Annotated in this window: 17 protein-coding genes; 10 read left to right on the forward strand and 7 right to left on the reverse strand. The window is 58.3% G+C overall.

Annotated features, from left to right (window positions below; all coding sequences use genetic code 11):
• Position 1 precedes the first annotated feature (1 nt).
• Positions 2-703 carry a response regulator transcription factor gene (locus AB7M29_RS18885; protein ID WP_008012908.1) on the reverse strand — a complete coding sequence of 234 codons (702 nt, stop codon included), beginning with the start codon at positions 701-703 and terminating at the stop codon, positions 2-4.
• A 276-nt stretch (positions 704-979) separates the two neighbouring features.
• Here AB7M29_RS18885 and AB7M29_RS18890 point away from each other — a divergent pair, with 276 nt between their 5' ends.
• From AB7M29_RS18890 to AB7M29_RS18910, 5 genes are all read left to right on the forward strand, one after another.
• Positions 980-2,137: an efflux RND transporter periplasmic adaptor subunit gene (locus AB7M29_RS18890; RefSeq protein ID WP_454247530.1), complete on the forward strand. Its 1,158-nt coding sequence runs from the start codon at positions 980-982 to the stop codon at positions 2,135-2,137.
• A gap of 15 nt (positions 2,138-2,152) precedes the next feature.
• The gene (locus AB7M29_RS18895) at positions 2,153-5,248 is read left to right on the forward strand and encodes a multidrug efflux RND transporter permease subunit (RefSeq protein ID WP_454247531.1); all 3,096 of its coding nucleotides are present in this window, start codon (positions 2,153-2,155) and stop codon (positions 5,246-5,248) included.
• Between the two features lie 192 nt (positions 5,249-5,440).
• Positions 5,441-6,082 (forward strand): DUF1345 domain-containing protein, encoded by a 642-nt coding sequence (locus AB7M29_RS18900; protein ID WP_052964679.1) that lies wholly within the window; start codon positions 5,441-5,443, stop codon positions 6,080-6,082.
• 142 nt (positions 6,083-6,224) lie between these two features.
• Positions 6,225-7,100, forward strand: coding sequence for a hypothetical protein (locus AB7M29_RS18905; RefSeq protein WP_454247532.1), 876 nt, complete (start codon positions 6,225-6,227; stop codon positions 7,098-7,100).
• 478 nt (positions 7,101-7,578) lie between these two features.
• Entirely contained in the window at positions 7,579-8,076 is a 498-nt protein-coding gene (locus AB7M29_RS18910; protein ID WP_052964677.1) for a hypothetical protein, read from the forward strand.
• A 64-nt stretch (positions 8,077-8,140) separates the two neighbouring features.
• On the opposite strand, the gene AB7M29_RS18915 is transcribed toward AB7M29_RS18910, so the two are convergent.
• From AB7M29_RS18915 to AB7M29_RS18925, 3 genes are all read right to left on the reverse strand, one after another.
• Positions 8,141-10,630 (reverse strand): autotransporter outer membrane beta-barrel domain-containing protein, encoded by a 2,490-nt coding sequence (locus AB7M29_RS18915; protein WP_454247533.1) that lies wholly within the window; start codon positions 10,628-10,630, stop codon positions 8,141-8,143.
• Positions 10,631-10,836: 206 nt separating this feature from the next.
• Positions 10,837-12,921 carry a hypothetical protein gene (locus AB7M29_RS18920; RefSeq protein ID WP_454247534.1) on the reverse strand — a complete coding sequence of 695 codons (2,085 nt, stop codon included), beginning with the start codon at positions 12,919-12,921 and terminating at the stop codon, positions 10,837-10,839.
• A 108-nt stretch (positions 12,922-13,029) separates the two neighbouring features.
• Positions 13,030-13,875: a hypothetical protein gene (locus AB7M29_RS18925; protein WP_454247535.1), complete on the reverse strand. Its 846-nt coding sequence runs from the start codon at positions 13,873-13,875 to the stop codon at positions 13,030-13,032.
• A gap of 240 nt (positions 13,876-14,115) precedes the next feature.
• Between AB7M29_RS18925 and AB7M29_RS18930 the strand changes: the two genes are divergently transcribed.
• From AB7M29_RS18930 to AB7M29_RS18950, 5 genes are all read left to right on the forward strand, one after another.
• Positions 14,116-15,141 carry a LacI family DNA-binding transcriptional regulator gene (locus AB7M29_RS18930; protein WP_454247536.1) on the forward strand — a complete coding sequence of 342 codons (1,026 nt, stop codon included), beginning with the start codon at positions 14,116-14,118 and terminating at the stop codon, positions 15,139-15,141.
• A gap of 166 nt (positions 15,142-15,307) precedes the next feature.
• A complete protein-coding gene (locus AB7M29_RS18935) occupies positions 15,308-16,090 on the forward strand; it encodes a sugar phosphate isomerase/epimerase family protein (protein ID WP_454247537.1) in 783 nt (260 codons plus the stop codon).
• Positions 16,083-17,102 carry a sugar kinase gene (locus AB7M29_RS18940; protein WP_454247538.1) on the forward strand — a complete coding sequence of 340 codons (1,020 nt, stop codon included), beginning with the start codon at positions 16,083-16,085 and terminating at the stop codon, positions 17,100-17,102. The genes AB7M29_RS18935 and AB7M29_RS18940 overlap by 8 nt, the downstream gene beginning before the upstream one ends.
• Positions 17,103-17,181: 79 nt before the next feature.
• Positions 17,182-18,480, forward strand: a complete 1,299-nt coding sequence (locus tag AB7M29_RS18945) for an MFS transporter (protein WP_454247539.1) — start codon at positions 17,182-17,184, stop codon at positions 18,478-18,480.
• A gap of 21 nt (positions 18,481-18,501) precedes the next feature.
• On the forward strand, positions 18,502-19,479 hold the full coding sequence (locus AB7M29_RS18950; RefSeq protein WP_217856478.1) for a 2-hydroxyacid dehydrogenase: 978 nt from the start codon (positions 18,502-18,504) through the stop codon (positions 19,477-19,479).
• Between the two features lie 146 nt (positions 19,480-19,625).
• On the opposite strand, the gene AB7M29_RS18955 is transcribed toward AB7M29_RS18950, so the two are convergent.
• The 3 genes from AB7M29_RS18955 to AB7M29_RS18965 all read right to left on the reverse strand — a co-directional run bounded on the left by AB7M29_RS18955 (position 19,626) and on the right by AB7M29_RS18965 (position 23,968).
• Positions 19,626-20,813: a pyridoxal phosphate-dependent aminotransferase gene (locus AB7M29_RS18955; protein ID WP_454247540.1), complete on the reverse strand. Its 1,188-nt coding sequence runs from the start codon at positions 20,811-20,813 to the stop codon at positions 19,626-19,628.
• Positions 20,814-20,853: 40 nt separating this feature from the next.
• The gene (locus AB7M29_RS18960; RefSeq protein WP_217855893.1) at positions 20,854-22,479 is read right to left on the reverse strand and encodes a methyl-accepting chemotaxis protein; all 1,626 of its coding nucleotides are present in this window, start codon (positions 22,477-22,479) and stop codon (positions 20,854-20,856) included.
• Between the two features lie 346 nt (positions 22,480-22,825).
• Positions 22,826-23,968, reverse strand: a complete 1,143-nt coding sequence (locus tag AB7M29_RS18965) for a glycerate kinase (protein WP_454247541.1) — start codon at positions 23,966-23,968, stop codon at positions 22,826-22,828.
• Positions 23,969-24,135 lie beyond the last annotated feature (167 nt).

Raw genomic sequence — 24,135 nt, forward strand, 5'->3', positions numbered from 1 at the left:
CTCAGCATTCCCACTCGGAGCGGCTGAACAAGTAACCCTTGCCCCACACGGTTTTGATCTTGCGCGCCTCGCCGGCGTGGTCGTCGAACTTGCGCCGCAGCTTGGAAATGGCCACGTCCACCGAGCGGTCGGTGCCGTTGAATTCGATACCGCGCAAGCGTTGCAGAATCTGATCGCGGCTCAGCACTTCGCCGGCATGCCGGGCCAGCACCACCAGGAGGTTGTATTCGCCGCTGGACAGCTCGACCAGTTGCTCACGCCAGGTCACGGTGCGTTCGGACAGGTCGATGCACAGATTGCCCATGAGAATGCGATCGTTGGCGGTCATCGGTTCACTGAGGCTACTGCGGCGCAGCAAGGTCCGCACCCGGGCCAGCAACACGCGTGGTTCGCAGGGTTTGGTGACGTAGTCGTCGGCGCCCATCTCCAGGCCCAGCACCTGATCGTGGCTGTCGTCGCGGGCGGTGAGCATCAGGATCGGCAAAGTTGCCGAATCGGCTCGCAGCAAGCGGCAGACCTGCAACCCATCGAGCCCCGGCAGCATCAGATCAAGAATCACCAAGTCCGGAGGATTGACCCGCGCCCGTTCGCGCACATGATCGCCACGGCTGATCACGCTGACGCAATAGCCGTTGCGTTCCAGGTAGCTGGCAATCAGTTCGGAGAGCGCAGTGTCGTCTTCGACCAGGAGGATGTTGGGCATGGGGTGTTTCCAGAAAGTGCAGTGGCGCCTGTCAGGGCCTCTTCGCGAGCAAGCCCGCTCCCATTTGATCTTCAGTGCGACACAGATCCAGTGTAGGAGCGGGCTTGCTCGCGAAGGCGGCATGACAGGCGCAAAGGAATCAAGCCGCCAAGGATATACGCCCTCACGCTCGCGCGAGCAAAACCCTTACACAATTTCACACAGCGCCTACAAAGCTTCACCGCTTGCCTCGCCGGCCCCCCGTAGGATACGGGAGGTCATTATTGGGGTATTTACATGTCAAAGAATCTGCTTGCCCGGCTCAGCCTGATTGCACTGGCGTTGACGCTGAGCGCCTGTGACCAGTCCTCGACCGCCGAAGAACAGGCGCCGCTGGCCACCGTGCGGATCGAAACTATCCAGGCCCGGCCGCTGTCGATCAGCAGCGAACTGAGCGGGCGGATTGTCGCGCCACGCATCGCCGAAGTGCGCGCCCGTGTGGCCGGCGTGGTGCTGCAGCAGGCCTTCCGTGAAGGCAGCGATGTAAAAAAAGGCGACGTTCTGTTCCGTATCGACCCGGCGCCGTTCAAGGCAGACCTGGACAGCGCCGAAGCCGCATTGCGCAAAGCCGAGGCCAATGCGTTCCAGGCCAGACTGCAAGAGCAGCGCTATGCCCAGTTGATCGAAGGCAACGCCATCAGCGGCCAGGATTACGACAATGCTCGCGCCAGTGCCCGGCAGACCGCCGCCGATGTCGCCGCCAACAAAGCCGCCGTGGAGCGGGCGAAACTGAACCTGGGTTACGCCACTGTCACCGCACCGATTTCCGGGCGCATCGGCCGAGCGCTGGTGACCGAAGGCGCGCTGGTTGGGCAGAACGAAACCACGCCGCTGGCACTGATTCAGCAGTTGAACCCGATCCACGCGGACCTGACGCAATCGACCCGTGAACTCAACGACCTGCGTCGCGCGTTCCGTTCCGGCCAGTTAAAGGAAGTGGGCCAAGGTCAGGCCAAAGCCACGTTGATTCAGGACGACGGCAGCCTCTATCCATTGCCGGGCAAATTGCTGTTCACCGACATCACCGTCGACCCGGGCACTGGTCAGATCATTCTGCGCAGCGAGTTCCCCAACCCGGACCTCGACTTGCTGCCGGGCAGCTTCGTTCGTGTGCGTCTGGAGCAAGCGTTCAATCAGCAAGGCATCAGCGTGCCGCAACGGGCCATCCAGCGTGACAGCGCCGGTATCGCCCAAGTGCTGCTGCTCGACGCCGAGCAGCGGGTTGGCCAGCAACCGGTCGAACTGGGCACGGTGCAGAACGATCGCTGGATCGTCACCCACGGTCTCAAGCCCGGCGACCGCATCGTCACTGAAGGCCTGCAACATGCGCGCCCCGGTGAAAAAGTCCAGATAGATGACACCCCTCTTCCACTTGCCCAGGTTTCTGGCCAGTAAGCAGGACGCTTTTTTATGCCGCAGTTCTTTATCGACCGCCCGGTGTTCGCTTGGGTGATCGCCTTGTTCATCCTGCTCGCCGGTGCATTGGCGATTGTGCAGTTGCCGGTGGCGCAGTACCCGAACGTTGCGCCGCCGAAAGTCGAAATCTATGCCACCTACCCGGGCGCTTCGGCGCAGACCGTGGACGAAAGCGTGGTCAGCCTGATCGAGGAAGAGCTCAACGGCGCCGATCATCTGCTGTATTTCGAATCCCAGAGCAGCCTCGGCAGCGCCACCATCACCGCGACGTTCCAGCCGGGCACCGACCCGGAAATGGCGCAGGTCGATGTGCAAAACCGTCTAAAGGTTGTCGAGTCGCGCTTGCCGCAAGCGGTGACTCAACAGGGCTTGCAGGTGGAGAAAGTCTCCGCCGGTTTCCTGCTGTTGATCACTCTCACCTCCAGTGACGGCAAGCTCGACGACGTGGCGCTCAGCGATTACCTCGCGCGCAACGTGATGAACGAGATCAAGCGTCTGGACGGCGTCGGCAAGGCCCAGTTGTACGGTGCCGAACGGGCGATGCGGATCTGGATCGATCCGCAGAAACTGATTGGCTTCAACCTGACCCCGGCCGATGTCAACGCTGCCATCGTTGCGCAAAATGCTCAGGTTTCCGCGGGCAGCATCGGCGACCTACCGACTCGCACCACACAGGAAATCACCGCGACCATTCTGGTCAAAGGTCAATTGTCGACGCCTGAAGAGTTCGCCGACATCGTCCTCAAGGCCAACCCTGACGGCTCCACGGTGCGCATCGGCGATGTGGCGCGGGTCGAGATCGGCAGCCAGGAATATCAATTCTCCACCCGCCTGAACGGTAAACCGTCGACCGCCGTCAGCGTGCAACTGTCGCCGGGCGCCAATGCCCTGAGCACCGCGACCCTGGTGCGGGCGAAGATGGATGAACTGGCGCGCTACTTCCCGGCCGGCGTCGAATACAAGATTCCGTACGACACCTCGCCCTTCGTCAAAGTCTCGATCACCAAAGTGGTCTACACCCTCGTCGAGGCGATGGTGCTGGTATTTGCGGTGATGTTCCTGTTCCTGCAGAACATTCGCTACACGCTGATTCCGACGCTGGTGGTGCCGGTGGCCCTGATGGGCACTTTCGCGACGATGCTCGCGCTGGGTTTCTCGATCAACGTGCTGACCATGTTCGGCATGGTGTTGGCCATCGGCATTCTGGTGGACGACGCGATTGTGGTGGTGGAGAACGTCGAGCGGATCATGGCCACCGAGGGCCTGTCACCCAAGGACGCGACGCGCAAGGCGATGAAGCAGATTACCGGGGCGATCATCGGCATCACCCTGGTGCTGGTGGCGGTGTTCATTCCGATGGCGTTCATGCAGGGCTCGGTCGGGGTGATTTACCGGCAGTTCTCACTGTCGATGGCCACGTCGATTCTGTTCTCGGCGTTCCTCGCCCTGACCTTGACCCCGGCGCTGTGCGCGACACTGCTCAAGCCGATTGCCAAGGGCGAGCATCACGCCAAGGGCGGCTTCTTTGGCTGGTTCAACCGACGCTTCGAACAACTGACCGAGCGCTATCAGGGCTGGGTCGCCTACGCGCTGAAACGCACCGGTCGTTACCTGTTGATCTACGGCGTGCTGCTGATCGGTCTGGGGCTGTGCTTCAGTCGTCTGCCCTCCTCGTTTCTGCCGGTGGAAGACCAGGGTTACACCATTACCGACATTCAACTGCCACCGGGCGCGAGCAAGAATCGCACGGTGCAGGTGGTCGAGCAGATCGAAGCGCACAACGCCACTGAACCGGGCGTTGGCGACAGCACGGTGATTCTCGGCTTCAGCTTCTCCGGCAGCGGGCAGAACGCCGCGCTGGCGTTCACCACGCTCAAGGATTGGTCGGATCGCGGCAGCGACGATTCGGCGAGTTCGATTGCCGACCGCGCCAACATCGCACTAAGTCAGATCAAGGACGCCATGGCCTTTGCGGTATTGCCGCCGCCGGTCGATGGCCTCGGCACTTCCAGTGGTTTCGAGTTCCGCCTGCAAGACCGTGGCGGCCTCGGTCATGCCACGCTGATGCAGGCACGCAGCCAATTGCTGGCCGCCGCCGAGAACAGCCCGGTGTTGATGAACGTACGCGAAAGCGCCTTGGCCGAAGCGCCGCAGGTGCAACTGGAAGTCGACCGCAAGCAAGCCAATGCCTTGGGCATTTCGTTTGCCGACATTGGCAACGTATTGTCCACGGCGGTCGGGTCGGCCTACATCAACGACTTCCCCAATCAGGGAAGGATGCAACGGGTGGTGGTTCAGGCTGAAGGTGATCGACGCAGTCAGGTCGACGATCTGTTGAAGATTCACGTGCGCAACGACGCAGGGAAAATGGTGCCGTTGTCGGCCTTCGTCCGGGCCAACTGGACCCAGGGTCCGGCGCAGTTGACCCGTTACAATGGTTACCCGGCTATCAGTATTTCCGGCGAACCGGCAGCGGGTTACAGCACCGGCGAAGCCATGGCGGAAATCGAGCGGCTGGTGGCGCAAGGCCCGGCCGGATTGGGCCAAGAATGGACCGGGTTGTCGTTGCAGGAACGCTTGTCCGGCAGCCAGGCACCGATTCTGCTCGGGCTGTCGCTGCTGATCGTGTTCCTGTGCCTGGCGGCGCTGTACGAGAGTTGGTCGATTCCGACCTCGGTGCTGCTGGTGGTGCCGCTGGGGGTACTCGGTGCAGTGTTGGCGGTGACTTTGCGCGGGATGCCCAACGATGTGTTCTTCAAGGTCGGGCTGATCACCATCATCGGTCTCTCGGCGAAAAACGCGATCCTGATCATCGAATTCGCCAAAAGCCTGTACGACGAAGGCCATGACCTGATCGACGCCACATTGCAGGCCGCACGTCTGCGTCTTCGCCCCATCGTGATGACCTCGCTGGCATTCATCCTCGGCGTGGTACCGCTGGCAATTGCCACCGGCGCCAGCTCCGCGAGCCAGCAAGCCATCGGCACCGGCGTGATCGGCGGGATGATCACCGCGACCCTGGCAGTGGTGTTCGTACCGGTGTTCTTTGTGGTGGTGATGAAGCTGGTGCGCAAACGCAAGAACATCTAACCAACAACACCAATCACCTGTGGGAGCGGGCTTGCTCGCGAAAGGGCCGTCACATTCAACATTGATGTTGACTGACACGCCGCCTTCGCGAGCAAGCCCGCTCCCACATTTGATCCCATTGGATTCAGCTTTGTGGTCACAACGGACAACGCTGGGCTAAGGTGTTTGCACACCCTGGCCCATCGAGTTCCCATGCCCCTACTCGCCCGCACCCACCCTCGCCTGTCCGCCGCTGCCACACTCGGCGTCGCGGTAGGCATTCTGGCTCCGGCCGATTCGATCCTCGGCAAAATCCTCATCGGCTGGAACGCCGGCGTCTGGACCTATCTGGTGCTGATGCTCTGGCTCACCATGCGGGCCAAGGCCCCGGACGTCAAACGCATTGCCGAGGTCGAGGACGAAAACGCCGGTCTGGTGTTGCTGCTGGTGTGCATCGCGGCACTGGCCAGCCTGGGCACCATCACTTTCGAACTCGCCGGCAGCAGAGACCTGGAAACCACCCGCAAACTGCTGCGCTACGGTTTCACCGCGCTGACCGTAATCGGTTCATGGCTGCTGATCGGGGTGATTTTCAGCGTGCACTATGCCCGGCTGTATTACACCTGGAACGGCAAGGAACCGGCGCTGCGTTTTGCCGAAGATCTGAAAACCCCCAATTATTGGGACTTCCTGTATTTCTCGTTCACCATCGGTGTGGCGGTGCAGACGGCCGACGTCGGAGTGGCAACGCGGGATCTGCGCAAGATCGTACTGGCGCAGTCGTTGATCGGGTTTGTGTTCAATACGGCGATTTTGGGGTTTTCGATCAACATCGCAGCGGGGTTATTTGGCTGAAACTGATTTTATGCAAGCTTCAAAGCAGCAGTCACACCTATCAACTCTGACAGTTACGCTGGTTGCTCATAGCTCATACGCTATGGTTTCCACTGGTTTCAGTGGATTACCAGACGGCTCAAGGGCCAAGGAGCACAGAGTGATGGACAACAAAACCTCCCACCAGACAACCGGCACCCTGTCGGCCAGCATTGACTACTTCGACGAACATTTCGAAGGATCGAGTGACTTCGCCATCGTGAAGTACCCTGAGCGGTTTTATGTCAAGGCACGTATGGACCTGCCCGATGGTAATTGGCGATACATTTCGATGTATTTACCCGCCAGCATTCCCGATGATGGATCGAAGTTTGACTTGTCATTAGTGATGAATCCGGATCCAGATACTCAAGCCCGGGCAAACTACGAACAATTTTCGCCTGAAGGCGGAAGCCAATGGGGGTCAGCGTCCGGCCAACTCAGAATGAGTTACAACTGGAAAACGGCCCAAATGGAAGGTGACTTTCAGTTCGAGTCCAGAGCTGGCTCCCCAGCGATCGAGGTCAGTGCCGGTGAGTTCGATCTGACGGGGATCACCGACGGCGTCAAGTACAATGGCACGCTCACCGGTAGCGGAACGTTCCAGGCCGCCAGCCAGGAGTGGGGACCCTTCAATGCCGACGTAGTGAGCATTGAATATAAAGAGATCCCCTTTGATCCAGTCGGTTACTGGGAGATCGTCGGCCGCATGAGCATCGACGATGCCATCCCACCGACCCAATCCCATATTGCGCTATTTATCAAAACAAACGTGGAGGGGAAAGAGCACCAGTTAAAGGACAACAATGACGTTTGGGTCACTTACTTCAGGCCACACCACGGCGGGTTCTTTCGAGCCATCAGGGGCAGCCTCTTGTTCAAATCGCTGCCCGGAACAGGCCATGCCGAAGGTACGTTGATTGCGTATTTTAACGAGGACGGGAAGGAGATTCTGGTAAACGGTGAGTTCAGTATTAAAGACAACGTCCCCAAATCCTGATGCCCACCGCCTCAATAAACCGTCAGCCTCAGGGTGACGGTTTTGCCCTTCCCGTATAAACTTTCGACCTGACATGCCGCAGCCTTAACTGATTACCATCATCGGTCTGTCGGCGAAGAACACGATCCTGATCAACGGGTTCACCAAAAGCCTGTACGACGAAGGCCATGACCTGATCGACGCCCCCCTGCAAGCGACAGAAAGAGTTCTACCAACTCATCGGTGTTCTGTTGCTTGTGTCTCGCTGCTCAGGCGTTATAACTGATTAATCTTTACATCTGACGCTACTTACGGTCTTGTAGGGTCAAGTGCCAGACAAGAACGTCACGCAGGGTTAAAAACTCACAAAATTCCGCAGCTGTAAACTGCCAACTCTGGCAGTTTACAGCTGCGTCATATTTAAGCTTCCATACAACATCCAGGATTAGGACTGCTCAGTCTTTGGATGCCTCTAACCATTATGTATGGAGATAAACTCATGAGCTTCGCAGCCCGGGCCTACGCGACAACTCTTTCAGCACAAGCATACTTGTCCGCCACCATCAATGGCGATTCCAATCCAAATTTCAAACACGTCAAAATCCCCCCATTCAAGGAGTTTCGCTCTACCTCTATCCCTTCAATCGAGCTGAAGGATTTCCCCGATGGCCAGCATTACTGGTTAAGAGCTGGACACACTGAAAATGGCATGACCCAAACGATCGAGTTTGTTTTTTTCGCAAGACCTGGAACGGGAACCTTTTCAATATCCAAGGATATAGAAGATATCAGAGTGACCTACAACTCAAATCCTGTGAACGGTGATTTACACGTAGCCGAGAGCGGTAGCATCACGTTTCAATATGATGAAATCGAACAAACCCTGACCGCGATGTGGAGCGCTTTGTTTGATCATGGCGGGCCAGATGGCAACAGTCTGTTTCCGATCAAAGGAGAATTTCTTGTCAACGTCAATCTGAGCCAGCGCCGAAAATAAATCTCCTACAGCACGTAATAAAAAAGGAAGCGTTCAAGCTTCCTTTTTTACGCAGTCACTCTACTTAGAAATTAAAACTCAACCCCACGCTCCCCCCCAGTTCCTGGTCAACTTTAGTGCCACGACTGGTTCCGACCTCGGCATACACCTGCCATTTATTGTTTGCGGGTATCCAGTTCAGTCCGCCGGTCAACTCCAGGCTGGTGCTGGACAAATCATTGTTGAAGTCAGTGTCATCCACACTCACACGATTACTGTTGACGAACTCATGGCTGACGGCGGCATGCAGTCGCGGTTGAAGCTTGCTGCCGTTGTCTAGAACCAATTCACGGCCAACGGTCATACCGACCTTGCCGAGTAAAGAGCGGGTCTCATCGCTGTCCACATGCAATCCATTGTCCAGACGGTACGTTTTACCTTCCACAGCCGCCACACCGAGTTGTGCAGAAGGCGCGATGAAATAGCCTTTGTTCAAAACGATGTGCTTGCCGACCTCGACAGATCCGCTCACGCCCACATTGTCGAAGTTACCCTTTGTACGAGTGTCATCACTCAATGTGACTTTAACGTCGTTATTGAAGCGGTTGACCTTGGCGACGGTATCAACGTAATACCCGCTCTCTTCGTCATACCAGGTCAGGTAAGTACCCAGATAAACGCTGTCGATCGTGCCAGCGCTGCCACGCGCCAGATTCAGGCGAGTGGTGCTGTAACCACCAAAAGCACCGATCAGCCATTGGCCGTCACCCACAGGCAGTGCCGTGTCCACCCCCACGGAGACACCCGTCTGATTTTGTTTATAACCGTCACCATATGCGTTTTTAACGTTGTACTGATTCCCGTAAGTACGTATCCAGACACCGGATGTCGAACCTTGAGTATCCGAATCCAGAGCCGCGGCGGATCGCGCCCGAGGTTGGGTACCGGCCATGCGGCGATCCCCGAGACGAGTATTGAGGGTAGTCATTTCAGAATAAATCACTGTCGGAGCAGTACCGGCAATTGCCATGGCTGTTTTCGACCCCGTGCTCGGACTCGTCGCATCAGGTTGCAGGAACAGCCCTTCGCCTTCTTTCACCAGCTTGTAGGCTAAAGCACCGACATCCACCTGGCCATTTCTCAAGGAAAACTGCGCATCCCCTGCGGCGATGTTGGCCACTTTGACCGGCGCGCCACTGACCGGTTTGCTGGCGGTAGCAGCCACCACCAGTTCATGCTGGCCGGATGCGGATTGTGTGACATTCAAAAAATCAGTCTCTGCGGTGGCAACGTCCGTGTCCATGAAGAACTGACCATTGCCTGACAGGTTGGCAATGTCCAGGCGAGTGAACTGCTGATTCGTCCCAAAGCGTACGCTGCCGCCCTGCATGTCAAGACTGGTGAGAGCATTGCTACCCACCATGTTCCACTCTGCACCACGGCTGATCGACATGTTGCTGACACCGGTGACGGCGCCATGGAAGACCGCTTTATTATCCAGTGTCACCACGCCGGCTCCGGAACCTTCAATGTTGCCGGTCAGGGAGCTGCGGGTATCGAGCGTAACCGATTCAACGTTGATCAGATTGCCGTCAAGGCTCGCTGCGTTTCGCAACAGTACGCTGGCGTCTCCACCCACAGCGACTTCAATGTTGCCAGACAGCTTGCTGTTGTCGACCTGGAACCGCGCAGCGGCGCCATCGATCACCTCCAGGATATTGCCGTTGCCTCCGATCACGCTGGAACCGTTGTTTACTTCGATCAAGACCGGCTGGCCGGCCGGAGTAGCGAAATTGACACTGATCGCAGCGCCAGTACCTCCTTGCACGGTTGATCCATCCACCGTCAACCGGCTCTGCCCCGTCACATCGCCGGGGTTCAGTACAGTGTCGTCCCCGAACATGACGCCATTGAGCCCGCCGATGATCTGGCTGTCTGCGCTGACATTGGCATGGCCGCCGAACAGTTCCAGACCAATGCCATCCGAATCCGTCCCTTCCACCCGAGTATCGACCAGGTTCAGAGTGCTGAGCGATGTAACCGCGGCACCGGATATGCCGCCGAGTAAAGTGCTGCTGGACACGGTTGCTGTTGATCCCACCGGTATCAGCAGATCCCGAGCCAAGGACATTGCCCTGCCTTGACTGGTCAACGTACTGCCTGTGACAGTGGCCGAGCTGTCAGTCAATGCGAGTGCGGTATCAAAACCCGTGCTGGTCACCTCGGACCGGGCCAGATTGATACGGGCACCTGAAGATGCATCTATCTGTGATGTGGCAGCGGTGTCGCCGTTGAGTGTTCCACCACCGACCTCGATATTCAGCGCGCCGGCACCGTTAATATTAAGGGTTGCCGTTGCCGGGATAAACCACGCTTCTGGCGTTGCACCACTGGAAACGGTTTCCACCTCTCCCGGCAAAAGATTTCGCGAATAGGCGGACTCTGAAATGGCCATTATGACCATTGCATAAGAGAGCACACCTGTAAATTTCATAACTGTCAGTCCCAGTATCTTTTCAAACTTCATGATCACTACTCTCTGAGTTTTGTCGGGACGGAAGGAGAGACGGTTCAAAGAGATGCTCCATCAGACGTCCGTCGTTGGCGGCGTCGGAGAGTACCTACAACTTCGAACCTTCTATGTAGGACTATTCCTTTTATGAGGGGGATTTATCCCTTGCACACGAAATACATTCTGTGTTTTTGACGACAGACAGCGATAGCACTGCCGGGAGAGGTAAACTCTCCCGGCGAACGCAGTTCTACACACTTAAGCGATGGTTATGGCGATGGCGCGGGGTCCCAACCCGGTTCCGACTCACAGTATTTGTGGTCGGCATTGAGCAAGTAAACGGTCATTTCAGTTACACCTGATGTGGGAACAGTCGGTGTCGAATACCAGACTCTCACATATCCGGCATAAAACTCGGCTGGATCCGCAGGATTATCCGGAGGCACAGGTACATTGCGGATAACGGGGTCATAATCACCCACATCGAAAATCATCCCGTCCGTCAGTTCGGCGAGGGTAATTTTCCGGGTTTCGGTGAACTCAGTATCAGCCGGCGCCGGCGTTACATAATCATCCGTGCGGAATCCCCGCCAGTTGAAGGTGATATCCATATCCACGACGAAGTGGGTATTGGGCGGAATCCGGAATCTCGCCACATGCTCCGTACCCGTCAAACTGTCGCAAATAATGAACTCAGGGGCAGTGCCATCTGCGGGTGGCCGTACGAACTCCGGTGGATCAAGTTTGATGACTACGGTGTTGACTGTCACAGACGTCTTGATCGCCGCTCGAGTGTTGTTACGACCGGGATTTTCATATACCCACCATGCTTTTTTTAACCCCAGACCGCCTGGACCGACAACGCTATAAGGCAAATCAACTGGAATGATTGTATTGATATTTGAATCGTTCAACGGCGTTGAACTTACGACCACTTCGCCCTGATCGCCAAGGTACATCAGGGTTAACAGGTCACCCGGTTCCGGGTCTGGGAATGTACCACCACTTGCGGGCGAAACATCGATGTGTGCCGTAGCCGTTTCATTGACGTCGTGTGGGCCTAGCACGTTATCCGTGACAGGTTCCTGTCCCCGCACAATCAATTCCTTGAATTCGGGATTGACCTCAGGAGGCGGGATGAGTGGATCGACGATATAGGGAGGGTTCGTTGAGAAATCCGTGTTTACGGTTGTATCCACATCGCTGACAGATACATTGGCACGCATCAAGTCAGCCCTGACCAGAACATCCTGCTCGTAATCCGTGCCGGTCTGATTATCGAAATACTGTTTGCTCAGATCCGCCCAGGGAATGGTGAAAATCAGCTTGGTGAGGGTGCCGAACGGTAAGTCCTGCGCCGGCTGGGCTCCCCACTTGACACTCACCTCGTCGTCGTTGAGTGCGTCAACCGGCCGATCCACTTCCACCGTTACAGCTGCACGGGCATCCTTCAGATCGATCAGACCATCGGTGTTTGCCGGGACGACCAATGGACCCAATTTGGGTAGCGGCAGAAAACGAGTGTTTTTGAAATACACTCCCCACGCGCTTTCGTTACCTGCATCATCAGTAATAATGAACCAGATGAAAGCCCTACCGCTGGTTATCTTTCTCAGTTCGGCAGTCGGAATCACTACCTCACCATCGCTAGGCATAACGTCATCGTAGAAGGGTTCTACCTGAGGAGGATTGGTTCGTTGATTTGCCACATACAGTCGCAAGCGGTCTGTTGGTTGAGCATTGGGATAAGTGGTGTCAATCAATACCCTCAATCCCATTGAGCTTCCCGGGAGATTCGCCCAGGTGTCGTCCAGGTCGCCGGGGGCATTGGGAAACGTCGCCGGCGGAATAGTTTTGGCGCCGGGTGTTTGTCCGGGATTGGAGCCCGTCTGCACCGGTTTCGCTTGCCAAGGCGCGGTACGGTCAATGAACAACCGCATGACAGGCGATGTCAGCGGGTTGAGACCCCGCTCAAAAAGAATGCATCTCACCCAAATCGGTGTCGGGCCATCTGGCGTTGCATCCTCTCCCAGATGCTGGGCAGGTAATGTGACCGGAAATTTAGGAGGTCTGGTCGCTACGGCACCGAGCAAAACACGTGGAAGCCTTGTGAACTCTGAGGGGAGTGGAGTGGCGGATGGCTGGGTTCGTGTGAACTCCAACGCCGCCTGATCAGCATTATTTGGTGTCGCCCAGACGCTTGTATCCAGTAAGAGCGTGAGATCGCCACCCACAGGAATTGCGGCCAAAGGAATAATATCGGAGTCGGGGCCGCGACCATCCGGTAATTCAGGAGTAGGAGCAACCAGTATTCCACTTCCCTGTCCCGCTGTCTCAGTTTGATAAATTGTCATGTGCTTTCTCCATTGCGCTGAAAATATTGAATATCAATCCTTACATCATCGACAACAGCGTTTAGCGCTAACATCCGTCGTTGTAGCTTTTCAGTTACAGCAATGCTCTTACTTCATCCAACTTGCATCCGAGCAAAAACCACTGTTACCCGGAATTACCCTGTCTATTTTCACAAGCCCTTGAAAGGAGCTGAAGATCGGAACCCCATTGCGCAACAGCAAATAACTTGCGGTCGCAGAATCCTTGTCACGCATAGGTTCGATATGAGGGATAAACGGGCGTATAACGATCGAAACCGGTTGTTTGTTGGTTACATCTGTTACCGTCCCGGTGAACGTAACTTCCGGTGTCAAAGCAGTCCCTGACCCGTTTAAAGAGTCCCACCCCTGCCAGACCAGTTCGATAACATCCAACAGTTGAAAACGATCGTCGAACGGAATGAGGATGCGTATCCCCTCCCAAACATATAAAGAATCAGGATCCTGAGGGTTATGTTTAGTGCAGACGATATAGCCCCAAGGGTTTGCATCGGGAAAAGTCGCTTCTTTGAGAACTTTTGGTGGCGCAACAAATGCGAACGTCAGGCGTCGTGGTGGGGACGTCGTATTGTTAACCGAACGAACCGTGTACATGATTTCAAACGTAGGCAGATCCGGAAGTAATGTCGGCCCTATCGGAATGAGAAACTCCGCTGCATCATCGGCAGCGCCATAGTCGCGCCACACAATCGGATCGAATTTTCCGACTATGAAGATTTCGACTCGGTCAATACGCGCGTCTGTCGGGAACGCTGGCCAGCGGAGAATGATGCAAACAATGCCATTTTGTTTCGCATCGTCCGGTAATGTCCCGGCAGGATCCGCTGGATCGACTCCCTGTACCCGAAGAGGGTCAAGTAGTACACCCGCATCGGAGGCGTTCCTTGCTGCAAGTGGGTCATCAGGTGCTGACATGAATAATTTCTCGCTTTCTTGTATCGCCCTCTAGTGCAAGAAATTAAGCGCCCGCATCCGGGTGTTGGCTACTGTCAGATCTGACAGGTAAAGCCACCGTCTGTCGGAAATTATCAGGTATCTGGCCTCTCACTCAGCACAATTCGGTTGACTGCAATGGTATCGATGGTGTTCCCTGAAACCGGTTTCAGAAACTTGATGTACAGAACCGTAACGAAGCCAATAATAAGGTCTACCACCGTGAACGACTTCTCCGCCGCCCAACGCAGCCGCGTGACCATGCTCGACGTCGCCGAACACGCAGGCGTCTCCAAGGCCAGTGTCTCGCGCTTCATTGGCGATGACCGCGCCCTGCTCTCCGACGCCATTGCCTTGCGCATCGAGCAGGCGATCAGCGAGTTGGGTTATCGCCCGAACCAGATGGCCCGCGGCCTGAAACGTGGGCGCACGCGCCTGATCGGCATGTTGGTGGCCGATATCCGTAACCCTTATTCGATTGCCGTGATGCACGGGGTGGAAACCGCCTGCCGTCAGCACGGCTACAGCCTGGTGATTTGCAACACCGATCGCGATGACGAGCAGGAACGTCAGCACCTGGCGTTGCTGCGCTCGTACAACATCGAAGGCTTGATCGTGAACACCCTCGGCCATCACCGCGATGAGCTGCGCGAACTGCATCAGGAAATGCCCATGGTGCTGGTGGATCGCAAGGTCGATCAGCTCGATAGCGATCTGGTGGGGCTGGATAATCCGGCCGCTGTCGAGATGGCCGTTGCCCACCTTGAAGAGCGCGGTTATCGCGATGTGCTGATGGTCACCGAACCTTATGACGGCACCAGTTCACGGATCGAGCGGGTCAACAGTTTCAAGGCGCAGATCGAGCAGCGTCCGGCGCTCTCGGGCGCGGTGGTTGAAACGGGCGGCGATCTGACCGCCCGTTTGAACACCTTTGTGCAAACTCCCGGCCTTGGCCCGAAAGCATTGTTCTGTGCCAACGGTATCGCCGCGCTGGCCAGCACTCATTCGTTGCGTGAGTTGAAGTGCAATCTGTTTGAGGATGTCGGGCTGATTGCCCTGGATGATCTGGATTGGTATCCACTGGTGGGTAGCGGGATCACCGCCCTCGCCCAGCCGACGGCGGAGATTGGCGTGAGTGCGTTTGAATGTTTGCTCAAGCGACTGCGTGGGGATGACGGGCCGGTGCGGACGTTGGATTTTTCGGCGCGGCTGATTGCTCGAGGGTCGACCTTGGGGAATCTTCGGTGAATGTTCGGGCCTCTTCGCGGGCAAGCCCGCTCCCACAGGTTTTGTGAACGCCATAGATCCCTGTAGGAGCGAGGCTTTCCCGCGAAGAGGCCCTAAAGAACACCCCACAACTCAACATCAATATTTTTTTGACCAAAAATGAAACCGGTTTCAGAGGTGAATAACAATGAACAAACCACCCGTTTCCATCAGCCTGTCCAGCTACGGCGCGGACCTTGTACGCCAACGCGGCCAAGGCAGTTTTATCGATGTGTTGGCCGCCGCCGGTGCCACGCGCATTGAATGGCGCGAAGAATTGCTGACCCATGAAAGCCCGCAACAACTGGCCGAGGACACTCAATCCCAAGGTCTGGAAAGCATCTATTCCTCACCGATGGAATTGTGGCTGGCCGGGCATTCGACACCCAATCCTGAACTGGCCTCGACCCTGAAGCGCGCCGAGGCATGCGGCGCCAAATGGCTGAAAGTCTCTCTGGGTTATTTCACCGACAACAATGATCTGCAAACACTGGCGCTGCAGTTGCAACAGAGCCCAGTGCAACTGCTGGTGGAGAACGACCAGACGCTGCACGGCGGCCGCATCGAACCGTTCCAGCGCTTCTTCGCCGACGTCGAGCAACACAACCTGCCGATCAAAATGACGTTCGACATTGGTAACTGGCAATGGCAGGACCAGCCCGCTGCCAGCGCCGCGCGGTTGCTCGGTCGACATGTCGCTTACGTGCACTGCAAAGCGGTGGCACGCCGGGCCGACGGCAAACTGGTGGCGGTGCCTCCGGCTGCCAGCGACCTGCATCTGTGGGGCCAACTGTTGCGGCACATGGATCATGGCGTGATGCGCGCGGCGGAGTATCCGCTGCAAGGCGATGACCTGGTGCAATTGACCACCGAGCATGTCGCCGCCCTCGCCCGCCTCGGTCAATCCCGCCTGGAGACTGCTCATGTCTGAGATCGATATTCTGTCGTTCGGTGAAACCATGGCGATGTTCGTTGCCGAGCAGAGCGGTGATCTGGCCGACGTCAGCCAGTTCCACAAACGCATTGCCGGGGCCGACAGCAATGTCGCCATTGGCTTGTCGCGGTTGGGGTTTAACGTCGCCTGGCTAAGCCGGGTGGGTGCGGACTCGCTCGGCAGGTTCGTCATCGATACGCTGGAAAAACAAGACCTGGATTGCAGCCACGTCGACATCGACCCGGCGCACCCCACCGGGTTTCAACTCAAGTCCCGCACTGACGATGGCAGCGATCCGGTTGTCGAGTATTACCGTCGTGGCTCGGCAGCCAGTCATTTGTCGGTGCAGTCCATTGCCCCGCCATTGCTCAAGGCTCGGCACTTGCACGCCACGGGCATTCCCCCGGCGCTGTCTGCCTCGGCCCGGGAAATGTCCTTCGAGCTGATGACCCGCATGCGTAATGCCGGGCGCAGCGTGTCGTTCGACCCAAACCTGCGCCCGAGTCTGTGGGCCAGCGAGCAACAGATGATCACCGAGATCAACCGCCTCGCCGCCCTCGCCCATTGGGTGCTGCCGGGTTTGAGCGAAGGGCGTTTGCTCACCGGTTTCGAAGACCCCGCTGACATCGCCGCGTTTTACCTCGACCAGGGCGCTGACATTGTGGCGATCAAACTCGGGCCGCACGGCGCGTATTACCGCACCCATCTGGATGAAGGTTTCGTTGCCGGCGTACCCGTGGAAACGGTGGTCGATACGGTCGGTGCCGGTGACGGGTTTGCCGTCGGCCTGATCAGCGCGCTGCTGGAAAACCACAGCGTTGCCCAAGCCGTGCAGCGTGCCAACTGGATCGGCAGCCGCGCGGTGCAGAGCCGTGGGGATATGGAGGGGTTGCCTGATCGGGCCGAACTGTATGCCGAATTCGGCGCCGCCAATCGCGAGCAGGCTCGCTCCCATATTGGATCGGGTTCAAACACAGATCCCCTGTGGGAACGAGTCTGCTCGCGATGAGGCCATAACATTCACCGCAAAAAACTGATTCAAAACCGTTACCTGCTGCGACAAAAACAACAAGCTCAGGAGCATCACTATGAAAACCGCAACACTGGCCACCCGCCGCTGGTGGTACATCATGCCCATCGTGTTCATCACCTACAGCCTGGCGTATCTGGACCGCGCCAACTATGGATTTGCCGCCGCCTCCGGAATGGCCGCAGACCTGATGATCACCCCCGGGCTGTCGTCCCTGCTCGGCGCGCTGTTCTTCCTCGGTTATTTCTTCTTCCAGATCCCCGGCGCGATCTACGCCCAGAAGCACAGCGTGAAGAAGCTGATTTTTGTCAGCCTGATCCTCTGGGGCGGTCTGGCGACCTTGACCGGGATCGTTTCCAACGCCTACTGGCTGATCGTGATTCGCTTCATGCTCGGGGTGGTCGAAGCCGCAGTGATGCCGGCGATGCTGGTGTACCTGTGCCACTGGTTCACCCGGGCCGAACGCTCGCGCGCCAACACCTTCCTGATCCTCGGCAACCCGGTGACCATGCTCTGGATGTCGGTGGTCTCGGGCTACCTGATCCAGCATTTCAGCTGGCGCTGGATGTTCATCATCGAAGGCTTGCCGGCGGTACTGTGGGCGTTTATCTGGTGGCGTCTGGCCGATGATCGTCCGGCTCAGGCCAAGTGGCTGAGCGACCAGGAAAAACAGGATCTGGAAAGCGCCCTGGCCGCCGAACAGGTCGGTATCAAAGCGGTGAAAAACTACGCCGAAGCCTTCCGCTCGCCGAAAGTGATCATCCTTGCGTTGCAGTTTTTCTGCTGGAGCATTGGTGTCTACGGTTTCGTGTTGTGGCTGCCGTCGATCCTCAAGGCCGGCGCGCAAATGGACATGATCGAAGCCGGTTGGCTGTCGTCGTTGCCGTACCTGGCCGCAGTGATCGCCATGCTGCTCGTGTCCTGGGGCTCGGACAAACTGCAAAAGCGCAAACGCTTCGTGTGGCCACCGCTGTTGATCGCCTCGATTGCGTTCTATGGCTCGTACGTTTTGGGCGCGGAACATTTCTGGTGGTCCTACACACTGCTGGTGATTGCCGGCGCCTGCATGTACGCCCCGTATGGGCCATTTTTCGCCATCGTCCCGGAAATCCTCCCGGCCAACGTCGCCGGTGGCGCCATGGCGTTGATCAACAGCATGGGCGCACTCGGTTCGTTTGGCGGTTCTTATCTGGTGGGTTACCTGAACAGCTCTACCGGATCGCCCGGTGCATCTTATTTGCTGATGAGCGGCGCCTTGCTGCTGTCGGTGGTGCTGACGATTTTCCTCAAGCCCGGTGCCAGTGATCGGGTGGTGGCCAAGCCCGCTGTGCCCCGCTCAGTGGCGGCTCATTCCTGAATGGATGTTGATATGACGACGATGAAAAAGCAGGTTGTGCTGTACAAGAAACTCTCGCCGCTGCTGATGGCTCGCCTGCATGAGCAGACCGAGGTGACGCTGATCGACAACCTCGACGCCGAGGGCCTGGCAAAGCTGCGCCAGGCCCTGCCCCGCGCCCAAGGGTTGCTCGGCGCCAGTCTGAAACTGGACGCCGGGTTACTGGATCTGGCGCCGAATCTGGAAGCCATTGCCAGCGTGTCCGTCGGTGTCGACAACTACGACATCGACTACCTGACCGAGCGACGAATCCTGCTCAGCAACACCCCCGACGTGTTGACCGAGACCACCGCCGACACCGGTTTCGCACTGATCCTCGCCACCGCCCGGCGCGTGGTGGAACTGGCCAATATGGTTCGCGCCGGCCAGTGGAACCGCAACATCGGCCCGGCGCATTTCGGCAGCGATGTGCATGGCAAGACGCTGGGCATTATTGGCATGGGGCGGATTGGTGAAGCCTTGGCGCAACGTGGGCATTTCGGTTTTGGCATGCCGGTTCTGTATCACAGCCATTCGCCGAAACCGGCGGTGGAGCAGCGATTCAACGCGCAATATCGTAGTTTGAGCGAATTGCTGCAGCAGGCCGATTTCGTTTGCCTCACGTTACCCCTGACCGCTGAAACCGAGGGGTTGATTGGTGCTGAACAGTTCGCCCTGATGCGTCCCGAGACGATCTTCATCAACATTTCCCGGGGCAAGGTGGTGGACGAAGCGGCGTTGATCGAAGCATTGCAACAGAAGCGGATTCGCGCTGCGGGGCTGGATGTTTTCGAACGTGAGCCGTTGGGACATGATTCGCCGTTGTTGCAGTTGAACAACGTGGTGGCGACGCCGCACATGGGGTCGGCGACGCATGAGACGCGGGAGGCGATGGCCCGGTGTGCGGTGGAGAATCTGTTGGCAGCGTTGGCTGGGCAGCGGCCGGCGAATCTGGTGAATGGGCGGGCTTGGAAGGGTTAAGGGATTTTGGTGTTTGTCAGATAGCATTCGCGAGCAAGCCCGCTCCCACATTTGATCTGCGTCGGGTATAGATTTTGTACCCGACATAGAACCAATGTGGGAGCGGGCTTGCTCGCGAAGAGGCCAGCCCAAACAACACAAATCCATCAGGCCCGCCGCACCTGCAGCAAATCCGCCGCACACGACGCAATCCGCCGGCACGCATCCGCCAGCCTCCCCTGATCCACCACCAGGCCAATGCGAATATGCCCCGCCGCGCTCGGCCCGAAGGCTTCGCCGGCCAGCACCGACACGCCATAGTCTTCCAGCAAGCGCTCGGCAAAATCTTGCGCACCGAGCCCGGTCTGGCGCACATCGACCATCACGAACATCCCCCCATCGGGCTTGATCGGCCGGATGCCCGGGCAACCGCTTAGCCTCGCGCACACCAGATCGCGACGCTGGCGATATTCCTCGCGCATCAGCGCCACTTCCGGCAAGTCTTTATCGAGCGCTACTTGCGCGGCGTTCTGGACGAAATCCGGAAGGCCGAACAGCATGCACAGCGACAGATGCATCAAGTGCTCAGCCAACGGTTTCGGGCCGATCATCCAGCCCACCCGCCAGCCAGTCATGGCATGGGACTTGGATAAACTGTTGATCGTCGCGGTGCGCTCGGCCATGCCCGGCAGGCTGGCCGGGCTGATGTGCTCTCCCTCATACAACAGGTCGCTGTAGACCTCGTCACTGATCAGCCAAAGGTCATGCTTCACGCATAGCGCCGCCAACGCCTTCCAGCTTTTTAACGACAGGCTGGCACCGGAGGGATTGTTCGGGCTGTTGAGCAGGATGACGCGGGTTTTCGGGGTGATCAGCGCCGCGACATCTGCCGGTTCGACCCGAAAGCCGTTTTCCGGACACACCGCCACCGGCACCACGCTGGCCCCGCAGGCGCCGAACACACCTTCATAAGTCACGTACATCGGTTCAGCGACGATTACTTCGTCGCCAGGATCGAGCAGGCATTGGGCAACCGAATACACCGCGCACTGCGCACCGGGCAGCACGATCACATGATCGGCATCCACCTCCTGACCGCTGCGCCGCTGATGACGGCTGGCGATGCTGCTGCGCAGTGTGCGGGTGCCGCGTACATCCGAGTAATGGGTGTCGCCGGCCAACAGGCTATCGATGGCGGCGTGGACGATGGGCAGCGGCGTGTCGAAATCCGGATCGCCGATCGACAGCAACAGCACGTCGACGCCCTGCTCTCGCAATTCCAGCGCTCGATCGTGAATCTTCCAGGCTGCCGCTCCGTCACCGGCGATTCGTTGGGTCAAGGCTGAATAGCGCATGTACTTCTCCTAACGCGCGAGTTCCAGTTTCAACCCTATCTCAAATCACGAAACGCGCCACCATCGCGTTCAAATCAACCGCCAATCGCGACAATTCGTGGGTGGCGGCACTGGTCTGGTTGGCACCGGCGGCGGACTGAGTGGCCAGGTCGCGAATGTTCACCAGGTTGCGGTCGACTTCACGGGACACCTGAGCCTGTTCTTCCGAGGCGCTGGCGATCACCAGGTTGCGTTCGTTGATCAGTTGAATCGATTGAGTGATCTGTTCCAGAGCGATACCTGCAGCGCGAGCCATCTCCAAGGTGCTTTGGGTGCGCTGATTGCTTTGTTGCATCGACGAGACCGCTTCGCCGGTGCCGTTCTGGATGCCGGCGACCATTTTCTCGATTTCCTGGGTCGACTGTGCGGTGCGATGAGCCAGCGCCCGGACCTCGTCCGCCACCACCGCGAAGCCTCGCCCGGCTTCCCCGGCACGGGCCGCTTCAATCGCGGCGTTGAGGGCCAGCAGGTTGGTTTGCTCGGCAATGGCGCGGATCACGTCCAGCACTTTGCCGATGTCGCGGCCCTGAGCCGCCAGGCCCTCGATCATCAACGCGGTGTTTTGCACGTCGTGGGTCATGGTCTGGATCGCGTCGACGGTTTCCACCACCCGGTCACGACCTTCGCGGGCCGCTTGGGTCGACTGGTTCGAGGCTTCGGACGTCGACACCGCGTTGCGCGCCACTTCTTCCACGGCGGCAGTCATTTCGTTGACGGCGGTGGCCGCCTGTTCGATTTCGTTGTTTTGCTGTTGCAGGCCGCGGGACGCTTCTTGTGTCACGGTGCTGAGTTCTTCCGCGGCGGCGCCCAGTTGCGTCGCGGAGCCGGCGATCTGTTCGATGGTTTTGCGCAGGTTGCTCTGCATGGCGGCCAAGGCGCCGAGCAACCGCGCCGGTTCGTCGTTGCCGTCGACCTCGATAACCTTGCTCAAGTTGCCGCCGGCAATGGTTTCGGCGGCGAGCACCGCACGGTTCAGCGGCGTGAGAATGCTGCGGGTCAGCAGCCAGGCCAGCAGCACGGTCAGCAACGAAGCCATCACCGCCACCGTCACGATGCCGATAAAGGCTTCGCTGTAGTGCTCGCCCGCCTTGGCCGACGCGGCTTTGGCATCGGCGGCGTTGAGTGCCACCAGTTTGTTCAGTTGCTCGCCCATCTGATCGGTGCCTTCCTTGATCCGCGTATTGATCAGGGCGCGCATCTCCTCCAGTTTGTTCTGCTGCGACAGGTCCAGCATCTGGCTCTGTGCTTGCAGGTAATTGTCGAGGGTTGTCGCGAAGGTGTTGTACAGCGCGGCTTCTTCAGGGTTGGCCGGCAAGGCGGCATAACTGGCTTGGGCGCTGCGCGCCTTATCGACGAGCACGCCGATGCGGGTCTGAGCCTCCTGCAACGCCGCCGGATCACGGTTGACCAGCACCCGGAACGAGAGAATCCGCATCCGCAGGACGTTTTCCGTCAAGTTGCCCAGAAACCCGATGCTAGGTAACTGCGTCCTTTCCATATCGACAGAGGCCTGGCGGATGATCGACATGCGGTTGACGGCAAACACACCCAGCACGATCACCAGCAAGGCAATGAAGGCGAAACCCAGGAAAGCTCGAGGCGCGATTTTCAGATTACGCAGTGACATAGGATGATCTCGGTAATTGAGGCGGCGAGCATCCTTGCGGTGATCACTGTTCGGGCGGGCGATGGCGCGGGCACCTTGCAGTTTGGCGCCACTGTTGTAGTTGGTTTGTGTGCGCCTATACGTTGTATCGGCCGGGGTTGAGGTTTGTTGCAGGGGTTGGAGAAATATTTTTCGAGGGAGGCAGGAGTGTTTCAGTGGTGAAACACTCGTTAGCTTAAATGCAGAACCTGTGGGAGCGGGCTTGCTCGCGAAGGCGGCGGCACAGTCAACAATGATGTTGCCTGACACACCGCTTTCGCGAGCAAGCCCGCTCCCACATGGATTGCGTTTAACTGACGGGCATTGGTCAGGCCTTGCGGGCCGCCACCCGCCACACCCGCGCAATATCACGGGCGCGTTCGCGCAGCAAGCGCGGCGCTTCGGCGCAGGCCTGCTCCAATGTCATCGGTCCGCTGGCCAAGGCAAAGGCCGCCTCGATGCCATGCTCGTACAACGCCTGGTACCCCTCGCCCAAGGTCCCGGCGATGACGATGACCGGCACGCCGTGCTGGCGTGCAATGCGCGCCACGCCAAACGGAGTTTTGCCGCGCAACGTCTGGGCATCGAAACGACCTTCACCGGTGATCACCAGGTCGGCGCCTTTGACCGCCTCGGCCAGCTCCACCAATTCGGCGACCACTTCCACCCCGGCCTGAAATTGCGCACCGAGAAACGCCTTGGCGGCAAACCCCAAGCCGCCCGCCGCGCCGCTGCCCGGTTCGTCGCGCACGTCTTTGTCCAGCGCTTGCGCGCAGAGTTCGGCAAAGTGGCCAAGGGCGAGGTCCAGTTGCTCGACTTGCTCGGGCGACGCACCTTTCTGCGGGCCGAAAATCGCTGAGGCACCGTGAGGGCCGCACAGCGGGTTATTAACGTCGGCGGCGATGTCGAAGCGCACCTTGGCCAGGCGTGGATCGATCTCACTCAGATCGAGGCGGGCCAGTTGCGCCAGGGCCAGACCGCCCGGCACCAGAGTTTGGCCCTGAGCGTCCAGCAGCTTCACACCCAAAGCCTGCATCGCTCCGGCGCCGCCGTCGTTGGTGGCGCTGCCGCCAATCGCCAGTATCACCCGTCGCGCGCCGGCATCCAGTGCGGCTCGGATCAATTCACCGGTGCCGTAGGTGCTGCTGGTGCAGGCATCGCGCAGGTTTGGCGGAACCAGTTGCAAACCACTGGCCTCGGCCATTTCGATGATCGCCGTGTGGCTCTGTGGCAACCAGCCCCAGGCGGCAACGACCGTGGCGCCCAGCGGCCCGCGAACATGGGTGCGGCGCAGTTCGCCGTCGCACGCGGCCAGAATCGACTCGACCGTGCCTTCTCCGCCGTCAGCCATCGGGCACTTGAGCAATTGTGCATCCGGCCAGACTTCCGCCAACCCCAGCGCAATGGCCTCGGCCACACCTTGGGCACTCAGACTGTCCTTGAACGAATCGGGGGCGATGACGATTTTCATGCGAATTCTCCAGTTCCAATGCGTCCATGCTGCCAGCCGCCATGAACAATAACGCCGGTCCGCTGCACAAGCGCCCAAGAGGATTATTGTTCATTTCCACAAAACCCGGCGGGAGCAGCGTCGTTCACAAATCTGTGCCCCACCATAAATCACTGTGGGAGCGGGCT

Source organism: Pseudomonas sp. F-14 TE3623 (assembly GCF_053629015.1).